The following is an 18851-nucleotide window of genomic DNA, read 5'->3' as shown; positions in this document are numbered from 1 at the left end:
ATAGCTCAGATGGCTTGCAAAGCCTTATTCCCTACCGATGCTAGTTGACGCCTACCTGCAACTGGTCTGCAAACAGAGTGAAAGGTGGGCGTAAGCTGCACGCAACTAGGGTACATGCACCACGCGGTGGGTGCTAGTACCGGCCGCAGTCAGGACGCGCACGATGTACAAGCCAGCCGGATAGCCGCTCAAAGGCAGCGTGAGCGGAGCCGCCGCCGCGCGGCACTCTAGCAGCAGCTGTCCCAGCGGTGAAAACAGCTGTACTACGCCTGTGTCTGCCACCGGCAGCTCTACATGCAGCACATCGGCTGCCGGATTGGGGTACAAGCGCACCGCTGCCCGCCGAGGCCCGGAAACCTCCAGCACCTGCTGGTAGCGGGCCTGAGCGGCTTGGGCCGACGTCTGCAACTGCGCCAGCGTGGGCGCGGCCAGCACGGCAAAGGCCACGACGGCAGAATCGGCAGGGGCAAGGCGGGGGAGGGTGGCACCCACTACCTGCGACACATCGGTGCCCGCGGAGCCGCCGGCCGCGGCCTGGCGGGTGCCGCTGCTCAGGGTCAGCAGCTTTTCGGCGGCGCTGAAGCCATCGGCCAGGCGCACGGCGGTGCCGGCTGGGGCCTGGTTGTCGAGGGCGTACACGGTGGGCTGGCCCCCGGCCAGGTGCTGCACCCCGGCGTAGATTCCGGGGGCCGTGGCCGCGTGCACGTAGCTCAGCCGCCGCACCGAGTCCCAGGCCACCACATTATGGCCGGGGTCGGGAGGCAGGTCCCAATCCAGAAACAGGCCGGCGTGCAGGGGGCGCAGGGTGTCAGCGGTGAGGTTGGTGAGCGTGTACTCCAGCACTACGTAGTTGCGGTGCGGGGCCGCGGCCCAGGCCAGGGCCCGCTGACGCACCCGCACGCCCACGGTCCGGCCCTGGGTGAGGGAGGGCAGGGAGTCGCGCAAGGTTCCGAAGGCCTCTTGGTCGGCGCGGGCGGCGGGGGCGCGGCGCTGCACCTGGGCCAAGGCGAAAAAGTCCTGGTCGAGGCTGCGCCGGTCGTTGCGCAGGTTGTCCGACACCCGCGCCGGGGGCGTGGCCACCAGCAAGCCGCCTTCGTAGAGCAGAGGCGCGCCGTTGCGGTAGGGCTGGTAGCTCACGCCCGCGCCCAGGTCGGGGCCGTCGTAGCCCAGCTGGCCGCGGCTGGTCAGGGTCAGGTGCAGGTCGCCGGCGTCCAGCACCACGAAATCGGGGTTGAGCAGGATGGTTTCGTACTGGTCTTCCTGGTAGCCGGTGGCTGCATCGTGCAGGCGGTAGCGCAGCACGGCGCGGGTGTTCAGGGGCACGCCGGCGGCCGCCACCACCAGCCGAAACGGCGCGGCCGAGTTGCTGCGTTGCTCCAGCGTAGCCAGGCTGCCCACCGCAAACACGCCCTGGCGCACGGTGAGGTGGGCCGACAGGGAAGTGAGCGTCACGGTCAGGCCCGCCACGGGCCGCAGCAGGTTGTGCACGGCCACGGTCAGGCGCAGCGTGTCGCCGGGGGAGTAGCCAGGGCGGGCCGGCGCCGGGCGTTGGCTGATTACCTGGGCCGAAACCTGCCCGGCTTCGGCTACGGCCCGGCGCACGTTCAGGCGCCCGGCGCCCATGCGGCCCACGTAGGCCACGTTGCCGGGCCGGGCGTCGATGTTGTCGCAGGTGCGGCGCAGCTGGGCGGCTACCTGGGCGGCCGTGTACTGCGGAAAGCGGGTGCGCACCAGGGCCGCGGCTCCGGCCACCAGGGGCGCGGCAAACGAGGAGCCACCCACGGCCACGTAGTCGGAGTCGGTGTTGCCGCGGGTGGTCAGGATGCCCGTGCCGGGCGCCGACAAGTCGACGCGGCGGCTGAACGTGGCGCTGGGGCTGCGCTCATCGGTGGGCGTGAGCGTGGCCACCGACAGCACGTGCTCATACGAGGCGGGGTAGAAGTCCAGCTCGGCGGGGGTGTTGCCGGCGGCGGCCACCACCACGGCGTCGCGGTTCACGGCGGCGTAGGTAATAACGTCCTGCTCGAAGCGGGAGCGGCCGCCCACCCCGCCCCACGACAGGTTGATGACCCGGCAGCCGTGGTCGGCGGCGTACACAATGGCCTCGTAGCCCCCAAACGTGCCCGTGGGCGTGCTGGGGTAGATTTTCAGGGGCAGAAACCGGCACCGAAAGCCCACGCCCGCAATGCCGCGGCCGTTGTCGGGGGCAGCGGCGGCGCAGCCCGCCACCAGAATGCCGTGCACGGTGCTGGCGTCGCGGGAGGGGTCGTTGTCCTGGTCGGCAAAGTCCCAGCCGCGGTAGTTGTCCACGTAGCCGTCCTGGTCGTTGTCGAGGCCGTCGATGGGGTCCTGGCGGTTGAGCTGCACCTGCGTGGCCAGGTCTTCGTGGGTGAAGCGCGTGCCCCCGTCCACGATGCCGATGACCAGGCTGGTGTCGCCCTGAGTGATGTCCCAGGCCCGGTAGGCCTGAATGTTTTTCAGGTAGTACTGCCCGTCGGCGCGCAGGGAGTCGGCCAGGGGGTCGTTGGGCTGGAGCAGGGGCTGGCGCACGTACAGGGGCTCGGCATACTCCACGCCCTCGGTCAGCAGGCCCAGGCGGCGGCAGGCGGCAGCTACGGAGGCACCGGCCGGCAGCTCCACCTGGTACACCAGGCGCAGGTTCACGGCGCCAGGCTGGTCGGGGCCGGGCGGCTGGCTGCGCGGGAATTTGGGCTGAGGCTGGCCGGCGCCCAGGCGCTGCAAGGCCGCCGGCAGCCCCGGCACCTGAGCCGGCTCGATGTAGGGCGGGCGGAGTTTAAACACCAGGCGGCCCGGCACGGTGGGCGGCGCGGCCGGGGCCTGCGCCGCCGCCGGCAGCCCGCTCAGCAGCCAGCAAGCACCCAGCACAAACAAAAAGCAACGTAAAGAATGCGGCATAGGCAGGGCTAAGGAAGCCAGTAACGGCTCAGGAAGTCAGGCAACAAGCCAAAACAACGCCAAACACGCCGTCCGCGCCGGGGCAGCCGTGCGGGCGGTTCGGGGCTGATTGCGTAAATTTAGCCACTCTTGAAACGCCAGGGCCACCCCGCCGCCGAGCTTTTCGGCTAGCCCTGCCGTACGCTACACCCGTTTCATCCTGTTTCTTCCCCACCGGCTATGACCGAAACCACCCAGAAACACCAGGCCACCCTCGAGGCCGCCGTACAGGCCCTGCACGGGCGCACGTTCTACGCCGCCTTCCCCGAAAACCCTTCCCCCGACATCTACGGCGCCGACGCCGACGCCCAGGGCCGCGCGGCCTTTGAAGCCCGCCGCAGCCAGCCCTTCGCCGAGTTGCAGCAAGGTGAGCCCGAAGCCTGGGTGGGCCAGGAAGAGTCGCCCTACGAGCAGGCGCCGCTGGGCATCACCTACCCGTTCTACTCGCCCGAAACCCTGGTGCGCAACGCCCAGGAGGTATTTGGAGAGTGGCGCAAGCTCAAGCCCGCCCAGCGCGCGGCCCTGCTCACCGAAAGCCTGGAGGGCATGCGGCAGCGGTTTTTTGAAATTGCCTACGCCACCATGCACACCACCGGCCAGGCCTACATGATGTCGTTTCAGGCCTCGGGGCCCCACGCCGCCGACCGCGCCCTGGAGGCCATTGCGGCCGGCTACGAGGAGCAAACCCGCTTCCCGGAGGAAACCCGCTGGGAGAAGCCCATGGGCAAGTACAACCTCAGCCTGCACAAAACCTGGCGGGCCGTGCCCAAGGGCGTAGCCCTGGTTATCGGCTGCTCCACCTTCCCGACCTGGAACACCGTGCCCGGCATGTACGCCTCGCTGGTCACCGGCAACCCGGTTATCGTGAAGCCCCACCCCAAAGCCGTGCTGCCCATTGCCATTGTAGTGGCCGAAGTGCAGCGCGTGCTGGCCGAGCACGGCCTCGACCCGCGCATCTGCCAGCTGGCCGTGGACGCCGACGACCGGCTCATCGCCAAAGACTTGGCCGAAAATCCCGCCGTGAAGCTGATTGACTACACCGGCGGCTCCCAGTTCGGCGACTACATCGAAAGCCTGAAGGGCAAGACGGTGTTTACTGAAAAAACCGGTGTCAACTCCATCATCCTCGACTCCTGCGACGACCTGGACAAGGTGGTGCAGAACCTGGCTTTCTCGGTGAGCCTGTACTCGGGGCAGATGTGCACGGCCCCGCAAAATTTCTTCATTCCGGAAGGCGGTATCACCGTGGCCGGCCAGCCGGTGCCCTATGAGGAAGTGGTGCAGAAGCTGGCCCAGGCCGTGCAGGGGCTGGCCCAGAACCCCAAGGCCGCGCCCCACGTGTTCGGGGCCATCCAGAACCCAGCCACCCAGGAGCGGGTGCAGCAGCTGGCCCTCGACGGTGGCCGCAGCATCCTGGCCCACGGCACCGTCGAAAACCCCACCTTCAAAAACGCCCGCACCTGCTCGCCCAGCATCCACGAAATCGACTCGAGCAAGGTGGAGCAGTTCAGCCAGGAGCTGTTCGGGCCGATTATGCTGGTGATTAAGACCAAGGACACCCAGGAAAGCATCCGGCTGGCCGCCCAGCTGGCCCGGGAGCACGGCGCCATCAGCTGCGGGGCCTACACCACCAACCCCGACATCAAGGAGCAGATCATGGACGAAATGAGCCTGGCCGGCACGCCCGTGAGCTTCAACCTGACCGGCGGCATCTACGTGAACCAGAACGCCGGCTTCTCCGACTTCCACGTGACGGGCGGCAACCCCGCCGGCAACGCCTCCTTCACCAACCCCGAGTTTGTGATTAAGCGCTTTACCTGGGTAGGCTTCCGCGAGCCGGTAGCGTAAGCCTGAGTAGCTTATTTAGCAAAAGGAAAGCCGTCAGAGCATATCTGACGGCTTTTTTCTTGCGGCGGGCCCCAGCGCAGAAGCGGTACCTCCTCAGCAGCCCGCTACTCGCGCACCACCCGCTGCCGGCTGATACGCCCGTGCTGTTCGGCTTCGAGAATGTAGACGCCACTGGCCGCGGCCGGCAGGCGCAGCGTCCAGGTATTGGGGCCGGCCGTGGCGGCGTAGCGGCCCCGCCAGCGGGGCTGGCCCAGGGCATCGAGCAGGCGCAGCTGCACTGTTCCGGCCTTAGGTGCGGCAAACTCAGCGGTGAGCGAGGCACCGAACACGGTAGGGTAAGCCCGCAGCGCCGAGGCCGGCGCGGCGGGTGCAGCAGGGCTGGCCGCCAGCCGGGTGCCACCCGTGCCCTGGGCCCACAAAAAGCCGTAGGTGAAGGCTGCCAGGGCGTTGGTTTGCCACACCGTAAACTCCGCCGACAGCGGGGAGCTGCGCTGGTCGTACCACTGCTCGTGGCCGGGCCACTGCTCGATGGCCGGAACCAGGGTAGAGTACGGCCAGGTGTTGTTCCAGGGGCCGGGCGGGCCCAGCGCCACGTCGCGCTGCCAGGGCCCGTAGGGCACCACGCCCTTGCGTGTTTTGCCGGTGCCGCTGTACCAGGAGTCGAGATGAAATATCTCGTTTGGGTGCCGCTCGCCCACGCCGGTTATCCAGGTGGTGTTCAGCGGGTTGGTGCCCAGAAAGTAGTCGGCCGTGGTGTAAGTGTACTTCAGGTAGTTGGCGGCGCGGGTGGCGTCGGTGGTGGGCAGCGTGGCGGCACCCATCACGCCCGCCGCCGCGTGTGGCGTGGTCGACTGGCCGGTGTTCATGGGCTGCCAGAAGTTGCCGGCCCAGCGGCAGGCCCGTCGGTCCACGAAGTCGAGCATTAGAAAGTCGCCGGTGCGCACGAAAGCGGCCAGCGTGGCGGCCAGCGTGGGGGCGTGGGTGGCGCGGCCCGCCGGCAGGCGCAGGTACACCCAGGCCGGAAACTGCCAGTCGCCCTCCAGCACGGTGGTGCTGTTCCACTGGGCGGCGGCCACGTCGGTTTGCAGCTGCTGATGGAAGCTGGCCGTGCCGGTGAGGCGGTACAGGCTGGCCGCGGCGTACAGCCGAATCTGGCGCAGGTTGTAATCGAACTTGGGCACCTCGTCGCCGAGGCGTACGTGGGCGCTGGCCCAGGCGTAGGCGTCCAGGGCCTCTTGCTGCCAGTTTACGCCCTCGGGGTCGGTGAGGCCCTGGGTATGGAGCAGGTAGGCCAGGTGGGCGGCCAGGCCGGCGTACTTGTAGGTCATAAACGGGTCTTCGCCCGTTATCACCCACTGGCGGTCGGTGTCTTCCCAGGAGGCCTTGGTGGTACCGTCCGGGCGGGTGTCTTCGCCCCACAGGTCGCCAAACACCCGCGCCCCGCCTACGCCCCCGGTGCCGTACCCGGCCGTCCGGATGGCGTCTTTCGTGCGCTTGTAGAAGCGAATCAGCCAGGCCGCTTCGTCGAGCAGGTCGGGCAGGCCGTTGCCGCTTTCCGGGATGTTGAGCTGGTTGTCGGTGAAGCGGGCGGGGTTGGTTTCGTAAAGAAACAGCAGGTAGGAGGGCACCTTGGCATGCTGGAAGTAGGCATCCCAGTCGCCGGCGTCCTGGTACCAGCCCCAGGTAGTGAGGTTGCCCTTGAGGCCGGCTTCCAGGGTGGGCTTGTCGGCCGCCACGCCGTCGGAGCTGGTCAGGTCGTAGTGGCGGGTGGTGGTGTACTTGAGCTTGCCGGCAAAGCCCGGCGTGAGGGTGGGGTGGTGGGGCACCGGCCGGGGCGCGTCGGTGTAGGGCGCCGTAAGGGCCAGGCCGCTGCGCTGCTGGTAGATGCCCTTCATGGTCCAGTAAAACGGCTCCCAGTAGGCGTCGGCCGCAATCCGGAACGGAAATGAGCAGCCCACGCCTTCCACCGATACCACGTACTCACCCGGCGTGCGGAAGCCCGAAAAGTCGCACTCGTACACCTCGGCCCCCAGCAGGTTGCCGTTGGGCGACTGACCAGCGTAGGCAAACTCCTCGTTGGTGGCCGATTTGCGGAAGGCCAGCGTGCCACTGAACACGGCCTGGCGGGTAGCGGCATCGAGCAGGCGGAAGGGCCGCCCGGCGTAGCCAGCTAGGCTCAGACCGCCCTGCGTGCCCATCCAGTGGTACACGTAGGCGTACTTGGCCGGGGCCTCGGGCGCGTAGCCGACGTTGTTGACGTGCACGGCCTCGGAGCGCAGGCGGGTGTCGTCGTAGGTGAAGCTCCAGGTGGCGCCGTTGGTGGCCAGCGCGCCCGTGCTCAGGGTATAGCGCCGGCCGGGCTGCAAGGGCGTGGGCAGGGTCAGGTACAGCCAATGCTCGTGGGCGCGGTCGGGGCTGGTGTTGAGGCAGCCGTTGTTGTAGGCCTGGCACAGCCAGGCAAACTGAGTGCCCTTGGTTTTGCGGCCTACCTGCGTGGGGGCTTTGGCCGGGGCGTAGGCCCCGTCATCGGGGCTGGCCAGGGAGTAGGTGCCGGGAGCAGTGGCCAGGGCAAGGTTCAGCGGAGCAGGAGCCAGCACCCACTCGTTGGTGCGCTGCTCCCCGCGCTGGTGGTGGCGCACGGTGCCGTCGTCGAAATGCACCAGCAGCACGCGGTTGGTGAGGGGCAACACCTCCACAATGTCGGAAGCAGTGGCGGCCGTTGGGCCGGTCAGGAGGGCCCCGCTCAGCAGGTAGTGGGCTAGAATAAAGGGGAAATACTTTTTCACGGAACGTAGGCGCGGTACAGGAAAGGAGGCAGGCTAAATGTATGATTTTAAGATAAAAGAGTTGGAAAAAGTACATCTTCCCGCCGTAGTACCAGATAACAAGTAGGCTGAACAGGCAAGCTGCCCCAGGCTGGGCGGGAGCAGGTAGGGGGCACCGTTTGGGAAGCAGGGGCGCAGATGTGGCACCAAGTTTGGCAAAGGCGCTGCCATCATCCACCTTTCGCACCTTTTCCTTGCCCACCATGAAAGCAACACGACACTTGTTCTCCCGCCTCCTGACCGCTCTGCTGCTGAGCCTGGCCGCCGCGCCCGTCCTTACCAGCTGCCAGGCCGAAGACTCGGAAAACGTCAACCAGGACCGCATCTACACGGAGTACTCGCTGGTGTACGACCGGGCCGAAGACAAAACCTACGCCCGCGCGGCCTTCAAATTCGGCAATGCGGCCGGCACGGCCCTGCAACTGACCGGTCCTGCCACCGTCACCGTCGATGGTGATGCCCTGGCCTTCGTGCCCCTGCTCAACTATTACGAGAAGCAGTACGCCGGCCAGCGCGCCCAGGCTACGTTCACGTACAAAGACGTGGCCGGCACTTCGTTTGTGAACACCGTGAGCGGGCTGCTGCCGGCCGAGTTTCCGACTTCCTTCACCAACCTCAGCAAAACCAGCGCCTATACCCTAACCTGGGACGGGCAGCCCCTGCGCACCCCGGAGATACTCGACGTAATTCTGGACGGCCCCGGCCAGAGCGACCCGCTCCAGTATTTCCAAACCACCGTGCCGGGCGCCACGAGCCTCATCCTGGAGGCCAACAAAATTAGTCAGGTGCTGAGCGGAGAGGGCAAGGCGTTCATGAACCGCACCCAAATCCTGCCGTTGCAGCAGGGGAGCAGCGCCGGGGGCTCCCGCATCGGGCGCTACCAGGCCCTGCCCCGCACCGTGCAGATTCAGTAAGCCACGCGGGAACGGCCCCAGCCCTATTTTTGCCCGTCATTTGTTTTCATCTCTCCCTTCTTCCTTACTCCTATGAAAAAACTACTTCTGGCCGGCGTCGTGCTGGCCCTCGGCGTGGGCACGGCTCAGGCCCAGCGCGTCGGCGTCCGGGGCGGCGTCAACCTGGCTAATCAGGAGCAGCGCATTTTTGGTCAAAATGTTGAAAACGAACAGATTACACAGTATCACGTGGGGCTCACGTCGGAGCTGGAGCTGAGCGACAATTTTGCGTTGCGGCCCGAGCTGCTGTTTTCGCGCAAGGGCTCCAACTTTTCGGCGGCGCTGCCTAACGTGGTGACTTTCGATACGGAAGACCGGCTTTCCTACCTAACCCTACCCGTGACGCTGGCTTTCAAAGCGGAGCTTGGCCCCGGCAAAGTGCTGGTGGGAGCCGGGCCATACGCGGGCCTTCTCCTGGGCGGGCGGCGAAAAGAAACCGGCTCGGTACTGGGCGTCAGCGGTAGCCGCACCCGCGACATTGCCATCGGCAACAACGAAGCCGACGACTACAAGTCCCTGGACGCCGGCGTCAACTTCCAGGCCGGCTACGAGTTTACCGACCAGATTTTTCTGGTGGGAAATTACGGCCTAGGCCTGGTAGACGTGCAGGCCAACGGCGACGACAACAACTACCGCCGCAACCGCACCTGGGATATTGGCCTGGGCTTCTACCTGGGCAAATAGCAGCGGCTGTAAGGTTGCCAGACGAAGCAAGAACGCCCGCTTCTCCATCATGGAAAAGCGGGCGTTCTTGCTGTGTCAGTTGATAAAGCAGCCCAGGAAACCGCTGTGGCGAGAACCGGTGCGAAATGCTGTGGTTCGACAAGCGGGCAGCAGATGAAGCAAAAGTATTTTTTATTCATCACCACGTTACTCACCAGCTCACCTCATTACCCTACTACTTTGGGCGGCTGTATTTGTAAGGCTTGGGGGCGTTGACGGTGCGGTATTTATAGGGGTTGCGGGCATTCAGGTCGATGCCCAGGCCGATGCGGTGGTGCTCCTTGCGGAAGCGGGACTTGTCGTTGGAGCGCCGCTCGGGCTTGGCGGTAACGGTGCGGTACTCGCGGGGCTTTTCCAGCATGGCATCCTGCGAGCAGGATGCGGCCGACAACAGGAAGCTGAGAAGGGCAAACAGGCGTAGAAAATTCATCAGAAGCAGAGCGTAAAACGGTTTCCAAAAGCCACCTCATCCGTGGTGGATGGCGAATGGGACTTGTACTGCTTCTGCCCTGAAAAAGGTGCGGCAAAGTGCAAGAATATTCCCTGATTACAAACTCAGTAGCTCCCGAAACCGCACCGACTGCTGGCGCGACACTTCCACCTCGGGTCCGCCGCGCAGGTGCAGCTTCAGCGTGTTGCTGAACCAGGGCTCTATCCGCGCAATCCACTTCAGGTTGACGATTTGCTGGCGGTTGGCCCGGAAAAACACCTTGGGGTCGAGGCGCTGCTCCAGGTGCTGGAGGGTGCGCGGAATCAGGGGGCGGTGCTGCTCGAAGTAGATTTGGGTGTAGCTGCCGTTGATTTCAAACAGGCGCACCTCCGAAAGGCGTACAAACCAGCACTGCTCGCCATCCTTCACAAACACCTGGTCGTGCTCGGTGAGCGGGGCAGCCGCTTCGGCGGTAGGCGGGGCGGGCGGCGCGACTGGCGCCAGCAGGGGCTGCACCTTGGCCAGGGCCGCGGCCAGCCGGCTTTCCTGCACCGGCTTCAGCAGGTAATCGAGGGCGTTGACCTCAAATGCCCGCAGCGCGTACTCGTCGTAGGCCGTGGTGAAGATGACGTGCGGGGCCGTTTCCAGTGAAGCCAGCAGCTCAAAGCCGGTTTCGCCGGGCATGTGGATGTCCAGCAGCAGCACGTCGGGGCGCAGCTCCGCAAGGCAGGCGCGGGCTTCGGCCGCGTGGCGGGCCTCGCCCACCACTTCCACCTGCGGAAACGCCCGCAGCAAGTGGCGCAGCTCGGTCCGGGCCAGCCGGGAGTCATCAACAAGTAAAACCTTCACGGGAGAGGTGATGGGCGATAAGGTGAATAGTGACAGGTGACAAGTAACACGTTTGTCGTCCTTTATCTGGGGCGCTTGCGCAGGGCCTTCTTACGTCAGCACGACCACACCAGAACAGCTCAGCGCCTTCCGCGCAACCTTCTGCGTCCTCTGCGGGCTAACACCTTGTCGAACGACTCGTGCTGTCGTGAGAAGGTCCTTGGCAAGCTCAAAGTGACAAGGGCGTAACAGGCACGCAAAGCTGGGCTTCTACGGTGTCGGGTTCGGTGGGGGAGTTGTGGAGGTCGAGGCGGGCGGCGGGGCCGTAGAGCAGGGCCAGCCGCTCCCGCGCATTGCGGACACCCACGCCATCGTGGCCGGGCTGGGGGTGGTAGCGGCCGGTGTTGCGCACGGTTACGCGCAGGGCCCCGGTTTCGTCGAGCTGGGCCGCCAGCCGGATGGTGCCGCCCGCGGGGCGCGGGGCCAGCCCGTGCTTGATGGCGTTTTCGACCAGCAGCTGCAAGGTCATGGGCGGCAGCAGCACGTCGAGGGCGGCCGGGTCCACGTCGAGCGAGTAGGTCAGGCGCTCCTCCAGTTGCAGGCTTTCCAGCTCCAGGTAGTGGCGCACAATTTCCAGCTCCCGGCGCAAGGGCACCTGCTCGGCGCTGCTGAGCTGAATGGAGTAGCGCAGCAAGTCCGACAGGTGCGTCATCATAGTGCGGGCGCGGGCGGGGTTTTCCAGCACCAGGGCCCGGATGTTGTTGAGGCCATTGAACAGAAAGTGCGGGTTAAGCTGGGTTTTGAGGGTGCGCATTTCGGCCTCGCGCACGGCGGCGGCCAGCTTCCACTGGTCTACCTCGGCCTGGCGGAAGCGCCGCAGGTAGTGCCAGCCGAAATAGAAGCCACACCACAGCCACAGCACGAAGTTGACGTTGAGCACGTAGCCCAGAAACTGCCCCCAGCCGTAAGGCTGCCCGGTAGGGGCCGGCCGTACCACCCAGATAATCAGCGCCCAGATGAGCAGCTGGCTGAGCACGGCCAGGCCCAGATTGGCCCCCAGCAGCCGCCCCAGCAGGGGCAGCGGCGCCAGCTGCTCCCAGCCCCGCGCCCGGATAAAGTAGCGTAGCCCGTGGCTGAGCAGCAGCAAGGTGCCGGCAATGACGCCGCTAATCAGCACCGCATCCCGCGAAAACCGAACAAACACGGCGAACAAAGCCAGGTTGAACCCGCCGTACAGCGTCCAGCCCACGAGCTGGCACACCCAAAATGCCCGGCTGGGGCGCGGCACTGCCACCCGGCCCGCCTTACGCAACCTCTCTGGCGACAACCGAGGCATCCGCGGGTTGACGGTTACGGTACACCAGCCACAGCCACCCCGCCAGCACCAGCAAAGCCCCCGAGATGAACACCGGAATCAGGTACAGGTCGGCGGGGGTCAGGCGCAGGCCCAGCACCAGGCAGCCCACCGGAATCAGCCCGGCCATGAAGGCAAATGCCGGGGCCCGGTAAAACCAGGCGTAGGGAAAGAAATGGGCCCCGGTGATGATGCCGTAGGTCATCAGAAAGTGCTGCGGATACTTGCTGTACATAAACAGGAGAAACGGGAAGTAGAACAGCTGCGCGAAGTTCAGCCACAGGCCCAGCGGCTGCAACGGGTTGTGCGGCAGCGTCCAGGTGGTGCCGAATACCTTCGACAGCAGCCAGGCCAGCGGCAGGGTAAGGGTGCCCACAAAGAAGGTGATGAAGCCGTTCAGGCCTGGGGAGTTGGGCAGCGTCCAGACGAAAGCAATGGCGGCCCACACCACGCTGGCGGCTACGATGAAATCGAGGCCGTTCTTGGCTTTTACGGACAGCTCCAGACGCAGCGCGTCAATGGTTTGGTGAGGAGACATAAGGGAAAAAGGGCTGGGCAACGATAGTCAGACCTGAAAATCAGCATCTCGGGCCGGTGTGCGGGGCCGCTAAATAAGTGGATAGTTGTCTTCTATTTTTTGGCCACGGCGTGCTGCTTCAGGAAAGCGTCGGTGTGCTGGAAAAACCACTGCGGGTCGTCCCACATCAGGAAGTGGCGGCCGGCCTGGGACATTTCGATGCGGTGCTGGGGCAGCCGGGCGTACTGCTGGGCGAAGATGGCGCGGGTGCTTTCCAGGGTGGCGCCGTAGGGCTGGTAGGCGGCCCAGGCGCCCAGCACCAGCACCGGCTGCTGAATGCGGGCCACGTTCTGGCGTAGGTCGGTGGTGTAGAGGTCGTACATGGCCTGGCCCACGGTGGCGGGGTCGGAGGCCTGGCCCCAGCGCCCGGCCTGGGTTTGGCGGGCCGTGTCGGTTATCATGGAAGCCAGCACCTGGCGGCGCTGGGCCGCGGGCATAGCCCCCTGGCTCATCTGCTGGCGCATGCCTTCGGCCATGGGCCGGGCCGTTTCGGCCGTGAGGCTGGAGTTCTGGATGGCCGCCAGGAAAGGCAAGGAATCAACAATAACCAGCGGGCCAATGGCCTCAGGGCGGGTCGCACTCAGCCACAACCCCAGGAAGCCGCCGAGGCTGTGCCCCACGACGATGGGCTGGCGCAGCTTCTGGGCGCTGATGTAAGCCAGCAGCTCGTCACGGACGGTGCGCAGCAAATCAGTAGTGCTGGCCGGCGCCACGCCCCCGAAGCCGGCCAAAGACACCACGTGGCACTCGTACTGGCGCTGGTAGCGGGCCACGGTTTCGTCCCACACCGCGCCGGGGCAGGTCAGGCCCGGAATTAGCAGCATGGGCCGGCCCTTGCCCACCACCCGCACCTGGAAGTGGGGGTGCGCGGCGGGGTTGTCGGCAACCGGGCGGGTGGCCAATGTAGGCGTAGCAGCCGAAGCAGCTACGGCTGGAGCAGTAGCACCAGCCAGCAGCAGGGCAGCGCACAAGGGGCGAAGGGCGGTAGTCAAGTTCATGGCAGAAAGTAGGTTGAGCAGTGAAAGAATGCTCAAACCTACTCCTGCCTCTAGACCCCGTAAACAGCTTTTCAGCGAACGGTAAAATTCCCAGCCAAACGGTCTGAACCACGGATTGAACGGATTACCCGGATTTCGCAGATTTTGGTGATGGCGCCTTCTGCAACGTCGGACTGTAGTGGCGGAAGTTGGTAGCCAGCCGGAGCCAGTTCGGTAATTCCCGCCAATCAGCCAGGCATCTATTCCCAAACACCCATTTCCCGGCAGCCAACCTGATGAGGCAGTCAGTAGACCGAAAAACGGGGAAGGCTCGCCTGTTGACGAGCCTTCCCCGTTGAGGTGATAAACCGAGCCATCACCTAAATCCGCGGAATCCGGGTAATCCGTGGTTCAGATGATATTGCGCAAGTCGTTGCGCAGGTTTTCGATGCCGCGCCAGATTTCGCCCCAGGTGCTGCGCTCCGAGTCGGAGGCGGGGGTGTCGGCGGAGCGGGAGGGGCCGAGCTGCTGGGCCAGGCGGGCGCGCTTGGCTTCCAGGGCGTCGGCGTGCTGGTGGTAGGTGTTCTGGGACCCCGCGGTAGTGGCGTGAGCACGGTTGCGCAGGGTCTGAATTTTGGCGTCCAGCTCCTCCAGAGCCTGGCGCAGCTCGGCGTCGGAGAGGTGATGGGGCGCGCGCATATGTTCGGGCGTCGGCGTGTAAGACATAGCGGACAAGGGTTGGGCAAAAGGGGAAATGACTCTTCTGTGTACTGCTTTTTGTGCTTAAAGGATACCTGCTTGCACGGGCAACACAGGCATAACGCAAGCTTCACGTAGGCTTTACCATGGCGCTGAGCCGGGCAACTAGCTTTGTTTGTCCCTTCACTAATCCCGGTCTATGCTGCGTTTTTACATTCTGGTTTTCAACTGCTTGCTGTGCTGGAGTGCCGCCCACGCCCAGAGTGGCCCCGCCGTGGTGCTGGCCGATACCAGCCTCCAGCCCGAACCCACCGCCGCCGCTGCTGCCGCGCCAGCCCCGGTGCAGGTGTACTTCACGGCCGACGTGATGCCGTCGTTTCCGGGCGGCGAAGCGGGCTTTCAGAAGTTTCTGCGCAGCTCCACCAAGTACCCGGAGGAGGCCTTGCAGCAGGGCATTTCCGGCAAGGTGCACGTGCGCTTCGTGGTGGACGAAAAAGGCCGCATCCGCGACGCCGAAGTCATCAAAGGCGTCGGCTACGGCCTCGACGAGGAAGCCCTGCGCCTGGTCCGCATTATGCCCTGGTGGACGCCGGGCACCATCCAAGACCAGCCCATCCGCGTCTCCTACGCCCTGCCTATCGAGTTTCGGGCGTTGCGGTGAGATGGTGAGAAGGTGACAGGTAACAGGAAGAATGTCATGCTGAGCGCAGCCGAAGCATCTCTACCGCTAACTAATCTCAATTGTCAGCATCAAAACGTACACCTGCAACGAAGCGGGAGAGATGCTTCGACAAGCGGACGCCAGATGGAGCATGACTGTTCTGTTACTCACCACCTCTACTACTCACCACTGCCTCGGAACACCTAGCTCTCTAGCTAGGGGCGCCGCGGCGGAGGCGTAGAGCAGGGTCAGTAGCTCGTTGATAGACTGGGCGAATTCTACGTGGTAGTCTTCGTGGAGCTTATCGGCTTGGCGCAGCACTTCCTGGGTGCGGCGGGCCAGGTGCTGGAGCAGGGGCTGGGTGGGGCCGTGCAGGCGGGCTACGGCTTCGGGCTGGTGGCGAAACACGTGCAGCAGCAGCCGGATAGTCAGCTCCAACTCGCCCAGGGTGTCGCCCGTGATTTTGGCGTGGTAGGCGAGGCGGGCGTGCAGCTGGCGCACAATGACCAGTAGGTCGTTGGGGGTTTGGTGAAAGCCCCGCACGGGGTCGTCAATCTGCTGGCGCAGGCGCAGGCGGCGCTGCTCCAGGGCATCGTCGCCTTCCAGCAGCCGGAAGCTGAGCTGCTCAGTCAGGACGGCATCCTGGGCCACGAGGCGGGTGAGAAGCTGGTCTTTTTCTTTTTGCGGCAGTTGCAGCAGGGCTTTGCGCAGGTCAGGGGAGAGAGTAGGCATACGGAAAAATCGGAGCAGTAAGCAGCCGCCACAAGCTAAACCGGTACAGGTAGGCAATGCCGCTCAGCACCCCAAACACAAACACAGCCATGGTGATGTAGACGGTGCCCATGAGCTTAGCCAGAGGCAGCAGGGCGGCCAGGCCGTACGTGCCGATGGTAAAAGCCAAGTCCCCAAAAGCACCCAGCGGAGCCAGCTTCATGACCAGGCCCAGCACCCCGAAAAACAAGTGGCTGAGCTGCTCCAGAGCCGGCAGCAGGGCCGCGCGGCCCGCGGGCGGGGTGCGGCTCAGGGCCAGCCCTACCAGCACGGCCACCACCAGCACTTGCAGTACGTCGCCCTGAGCAAAGGCGCCCACGAAGCTTTCTGGGATGATGTGCAGGAAAAAGGCGCCCCAGTCCATGCCAGCGGCCTGGCGGGCGTACTGCTGGGCGGCGGCAGCTTGCGAGGCTACGCCGCGGGTGTTGATGCCCGTGCCGGGTTGCAGCAGGTTGGCCGCCATCACCCCGATGAGTAAGGCCAGCGTCGTCACCAGCTCAAAGTACAGCAGGGCCTTACCACCCACGCGCCCCACCTGCCGCAGGCTGCCCATGCTCCCCATGCCCAGCACCACCGTCAGGAAGATGATGGGCGCAATCAGCATCTTGATGAGCCGCACGAACACGTCGCCCACCGGCTGCAGACTGGCCCCCACCGCCGGAAACAGCGCCCCCACCAGAATACCCAGGGCAATGGCCGTAAGCACCTGCACGGTCAGGTTGCGGGAGAGTTTTTTCATGCCTAGCGCGAACAAGCCGCAAAATAGCGGTAGTTCGTTTCTCACGCTGGCTGCTTTCTGAAAAGGGAGTAGGCTCTGGCTTTCTCTAGTTCGCCTCACCCCAACCCCTCTCCAAAAGAGAGGGGCTCTAGCTTTTAGTTTTTAGCTGACGTTCTAACAATATCAACCACCCCTGGTACCTCCTCAGCTGAGCAAGGGAGCTAACTTTTAGCTCTAGCAAACTAGCAACTAGTTCCCCCTCTCTTTTGGAGAGGGGGCTAGGGGGTGAGGTCCTACCCGCGCTTCTTGCCACTTGGCGCAGCATACGCCACGCGGTAGATGATGCCGTTGGAGTCGTCCGTAATCAGCAAGGAGCCATCCGTGTGCTGGGCCAGGCCGCAGACGCGGCCGAACTGGGCTTTGTTGTTGTCGACCAGGAAGCCGGTCAGGAAATCCTCGAAGCCGGTGGGCTGGCCTTGCTCGTTGAAGCGCACCCGCACCACTTTGTAGCCGCTGGGCTGGGCGCGGTTCCAGGAGCCGTGCATGGTCACGAAGGCATCGTGGCGGTAGGCCTGCGGAAACTGGCTGCCGGTGTAGAACAGCATATCCAGCGGGGCGGCGTGGGCGTCGTAGAGCTGCACGGGCTTCGCGGTTTTGGCGGCGTACTGCTGGGGCGTTTCGTTGGCGGGCTGGGGATGGGGCGGAATTTTGCCGTCGGCGTACACGTAGGGCCAGCCGTAGTCGGCGCCTTCGCGCAGCTGGTTCAGCTCTTCGCGCTGGTCTTCGTCGCCCAGCCAGTCGATGCCGTGGTCGAAGCCGTACAGGGCCTGGGTGCGCGGGTGCCACCCGAAGCCGATGGTGTTGCGTAGGCCCTTGGCCCACACGCGCCGGCCCGAGCCGTCAAGGTTTACTTGCAGCAGGGTAGCCTGCTCTTTGTTCCGCTCGTCGCAGGCGTTGCAGGTGCTGCCGATGGAGAGGTAGAGCTTACCGTCGGGCCCGAAGTGCATGGTGCGGTTGGGGTGCTGGCCGGCGTCGGGCAGGTCCTGGTAGATGGTTTTCAGCTCGCCCAAGGTGCCATCGGCCTTGATGTCGGCCGCGTACAGCTCCCGGATGGAGGTGAGGTAGAGCCGGTTGCCTTGCAGGGCCAGCCCGTGCAGGTCGGGGCGGCGGGCTACTTCGACCGTTTGGTCGGCGCGGCCGTCGCGGTTGGTGTCGCGTAGCAGGGTCACCGTGCCCTGGTCGCGGTCCGAGAAGTACACGTCGCCATTGGGGGCTACCACCAGCATGCGCGGCTTGCCCACTTTCTCGGCAAACTTGCTGACGGTGAAGCCCGCCGGCACCTTCAGCCCCGCCACGCGGGCGTCGGTGGCTTCCACGGATTGGGGCTTAAACACGTTGACGGCGTACCCGTCTTTCACGGTCTGTTTGTACTCGTTTTGGGCTGAAGCGGCCAGGCTGCCGAGCAGCAGGAAGGAAGTTGCGAGGGAGGTTGAAAGCAGGTGCATAGCTGAACAGAATGGGAAAATCTGTTCAACTGCGTTTTATTGGTTGAGGTTGTCATTGGGCGTTGTAATAGGTGTAGAGACGCAACATCTTGCGTCTCGCCGTCTACGCCGTCTGCACGCTTGTTCAGGCGGTGTCGTTCAACGGGGAGACTCCAACTGTCGCGTCTCTACAACCCATGACGCCGCAACTGCCTCAGCGACAAAAGACCCATCAGCAGCAACAGCAGCGTAGAATTGCGCCAGTCGGGGGAGAGAATTAGGGTCGATAACGTCTTCTCTAAAGTAAGCACGATGCGTGGTTGCCTCCCACCTTCAATATCAACAGCCGTTCCGCACCCCAATATGGGTGCTAGTCGAGTTGTATCTAGGAACGCATTCGTATTTCTAACATGGTATCGTCTTAGGTTGACTATATGTAAGAGAATTGAATCTTGGCGCATGTCACACCAATAATGATTTAAATCATTCACCGTCAGCTGATCAAAAAACTGCACGAAATGGGAATAAGTAGTTATTTGAGGAAAATGTAATCGGATATAAATGTCCCTATTGGTAGGTTGGACGGCCAGGTTGCTGGCTAATCGGTAATGGTAATAGTCTTGCCATAAGTTGCCAGACAAAAACAGATTGTAACCATTAAGTTTGAATAGACTGTCCAATCTTTTCTGCGAGTAACAGAAAGGATCAATGCCTTCTCGTGTAATTAAAGGGTTGTTTGTAAACAGATTGCAAATACTAGAATTAGGTATCCTTATTTGTAGCACATAAGTTCGCTCCATCCCCCGCATCTGCGGCAGCGCCGCGCAGCCCAGCCACAGCAGCCACGCCAGCGCCAGCAGACCCGGCGGAAACAGCAAGCGGCGGCGGGAGCGGCGGGGGATTGGAATGTAAAGCATAGCACAGTAGGAATAGTAGCTGAAAAATAAGCGGCAGAGCTGGAAGTAGCGCGGCTTGTAAGCCGCAGCCCCCACAAGGCAGCCATCTACTACGACACCACCGAGCGGCGGGCGGAAGCCCGCGCTACATG

At 64.1% G+C, this 18851-nt stretch carries 16 protein-coding genes; 4 read left to right on the top strand and 12 right to left on the bottom strand.

What is annotated here, in order from left to right:
• Nucleotides 1–105 precede the first annotated feature (105 nt).
• On the bottom strand, nt 106–2916 hold the full coding sequence (locus OIS53_RS08040; protein ID WP_264681880.1) for a S8 family peptidase: 2811 nt from the start codon (nt 2914–2916) through the stop codon (nt 106–108).
• A gap of 219 nt (nt 2917–3135) precedes the next feature.
• Here OIS53_RS08040 and paaN point away from each other — a divergent pair, with 219 nt between their 5' ends.
• Entirely contained in the window at nt 3136–4803 is a 1668-nt protein-coding gene (gene paaN / locus OIS53_RS08035; RefSeq protein ID WP_264681879.1) for a phenylacetic acid degradation protein PaaN, read from the top strand.
• Nucleotides 4804–4907: 104 nt separating this feature from the next.
• Here paaN and OIS53_RS08030 read toward each other — a convergent pair whose 3' ends face one another.
• Entirely contained in the window at nt 4908–7589 is a 2682-nt protein-coding gene (locus OIS53_RS08030; protein ID WP_264681878.1) for a glycoside hydrolase family 9 protein, read from the bottom strand.
• A 242-nt stretch (nt 7590–7831) separates the two neighbouring features.
• Here OIS53_RS08030 and OIS53_RS08025 point away from each other — a divergent pair, with 242 nt between their 5' ends.
• Both OIS53_RS08025 and OIS53_RS08020 read left to right on the top strand, forming a co-directional pair.
• Nucleotides 7832–8542, top strand: a complete 711-nt coding sequence (locus OIS53_RS08025; RefSeq protein ID WP_264681877.1) for a hypothetical protein — start codon at nt 7832–7834, stop codon at nt 8540–8542.
• Nucleotides 8543–8614: 72 nt separating this feature from the next.
• The gene (locus OIS53_RS08020; RefSeq protein WP_264681876.1) at nt 8615–9265 is read left to right on the top strand and encodes a porin family protein; all 651 of its coding nucleotides are present in this window, start codon (nt 8615–8617) and stop codon (nt 9263–9265) included.
• A 214-nt stretch (nt 9266–9479) separates the two neighbouring features.
• Here OIS53_RS08020 and OIS53_RS08015 read toward each other — a convergent pair whose 3' ends face one another.
• The 6 genes from OIS53_RS08015 to OIS53_RS07990 all read right to left on the bottom strand — a co-directional run bounded on the left by OIS53_RS08015 (nt 9480) and on the right by OIS53_RS07990 (nt 14196).
• A complete protein-coding gene (locus OIS53_RS08015; protein ID WP_264681875.1) occupies nt 9480–9734 on the bottom strand; it encodes a hypothetical protein in 255 nt (84 codons plus the stop codon).
• A gap of 117 nt (nt 9735–9851) precedes the next feature.
• Nucleotides 9852–10583 carry a LytR/AlgR family response regulator transcription factor gene (locus tag OIS53_RS08010; protein WP_264681874.1) on the bottom strand — a complete coding sequence of 244 codons (732 nt, stop codon included), beginning with the start codon at nt 10581–10583 and terminating at the stop codon, nt 9852–9854.
• 208 nt (nt 10584–10791) lie between these two features.
• Complete coding sequence (locus OIS53_RS08005) at nt 10792–11898, bottom strand: sensor histidine kinase (RefSeq protein WP_264681873.1); 1107 nt, start codon at nt 11896–11898, stop codon at nt 10792–10794.
• On the bottom strand, nt 11867–12454 hold the full coding sequence (locus tag OIS53_RS08000) for a DUF7010 family protein (protein WP_264681872.1): 588 nt from the start codon (nt 12452–12454) through the stop codon (nt 11867–11869). The genes OIS53_RS08005 and OIS53_RS08000 overlap by 32 nt, the downstream gene beginning before the upstream one ends.
• A 92-nt stretch (nt 12455–12546) precedes the next feature.
• Nucleotides 12547–13491, bottom strand: coding sequence for an alpha/beta fold hydrolase (locus OIS53_RS07995; RefSeq protein WP_264681871.1), 945 nt, complete (start codon nt 13489–13491; stop codon nt 12547–12549).
• Nucleotides 13492–13881: 390 nt separating this feature from the next.
• Nucleotides 13882–14196, bottom strand: a complete 315-nt coding sequence (locus OIS53_RS07990) for a sll1863 family stress response protein (protein WP_264681870.1) — start codon at nt 14194–14196, stop codon at nt 13882–13884.
• Nucleotides 14197–14368: 172 nt separating this feature from the next.
• Between OIS53_RS07990 and OIS53_RS07985 the strand changes: the two genes are divergently transcribed.
• Complete coding sequence (locus OIS53_RS07985) at nt 14369–14830, top strand: energy transducer TonB (protein ID WP_264681869.1); 462 nt, start codon at nt 14369–14371, stop codon at nt 14828–14830.
• A gap of 183 nt (nt 14831–15013) precedes the next feature.
• Here the strand turns inward: OIS53_RS07985 and OIS53_RS07980 are convergent, their stop codons facing one another.
• The 4 genes from OIS53_RS07980 to OIS53_RS07965 all read right to left on the bottom strand — a co-directional run bounded on the left by OIS53_RS07980 (nt 15014) and on the right by OIS53_RS07965 (nt 18720).
• A complete protein-coding gene (locus OIS53_RS07980; RefSeq protein ID WP_264681868.1) occupies nt 15014–15562 on the bottom strand; it encodes a hypothetical protein in 549 nt (182 codons plus the stop codon).
• On the bottom strand, nt 15543–16340 hold the full coding sequence (locus OIS53_RS07975; protein ID WP_264681867.1) for a cation:dicarboxylate symporter family transporter: 798 nt from the start codon (nt 16338–16340) through the stop codon (nt 15543–15545). Before OIS53_RS07975 ends, OIS53_RS07980 begins: the two co-directional genes overlap by 20 nt.
• A 272-nt stretch (nt 16341–16612) precedes the next feature.
• Nucleotides 16613–17824: a PQQ-dependent sugar dehydrogenase gene (locus tag OIS53_RS07970; protein ID WP_264681866.1), complete on the bottom strand. Its 1212-nt coding sequence runs from the start codon at nt 17822–17824 to the stop codon at nt 16613–16615.
• 167 nt (nt 17825–17991) lie between these two features.
• Entirely contained in the window at nt 17992–18720 is a 729-nt protein-coding gene (locus tag OIS53_RS07965) for a hypothetical protein (protein ID WP_264681865.1), read from the bottom strand.
• Nucleotides 18721–18851 lie beyond the last annotated feature (131 nt).

This window comes from Hymenobacter sp. YIM 151500-1 (assembly GCF_025979885.1).
Lineage (GTDB): Bacteria > Bacteroidota > Bacteroidia > Cytophagales > Hymenobacteraceae > Hymenobacter.
Note: the sequence above shows the minus strand (reverse complement) of the source record. Positions and strands in the feature narration are given on the sequence as shown.